1 protein-coding gene is annotated in these 763 nt (G+C 34.1%); it reads right to left on the minus strand.

Translation table 11 applies throughout. The features are described 5' to 3' along the window. Positions 1–763: MFS transporter (locus tag AC1DJR_RS32170; protein WP_477004489.1), on the minus strand; the 763-nt coding region annotated here is incomplete at both ends.

Below are 763 nucleotides of genomic sequence, written 5' to 3' on the forward strand. Positions count from 1 at the left end.
GGACTAAATAATGCAATAAAGACTTCTATTAATTTAGTAAAAGCAGCTAAAGCAAATATAAATATAGGATTGTAAGCTGAAATAATTCCACCTACTAAAGCCCCCAGTGGCATAGCTAATCGTGTAAGTACACGTGAAAACCCTAAAACTCTTCCTTGCATATTGGATGGAACAGTTTCCTGACGAACCGAGGTTACAATCGTATTCCATACAATATTGCATGTCATTGCAATACCGAAAGCAATTCCGGGAGCGAGCCAATATGTACTCCATAAAGCAATTGTTAATCCAAGTGCTCCAAAAAATAGGAGTAAAGGAATAAGTACACCACGTCGAAATTTCTTTTCTAAAGGTACAGCAATTAAGCTTCCTAAAAGCCCGCCTATCCCAATTAAAGTATAATTATAGCCGCTTTGTGCGGGGGTAAGATGTAATGTCGATAATAAATAATACATAAGTACACCTAAAACAGCACTTGCTCCAAAATTGCCTACCATAGCTTGAAGAGATAAAGCTATATTTAATCGATCTTTTTTGAGCCATTTAAATCCATTAAACAAATCAGTGAATACATTTTGAAATGTATTCTTTTCATTGTTTGTACTGTTTAAAGTTTTAATTGATGGTAATAGTAGCACAGCAATTAATGTTGCAATAAAAGAGAGAACATTAATCCAAAGAACTTGAAAACCACCAATAAAAGAAATGGAAAATCCGGCTAACATAGGTCCAAAAAGACTAGATAGTTGATTTACCATTTGAT

Source organism: Bacillus sp. 05T31 (genome assembly GCF_056396725.1).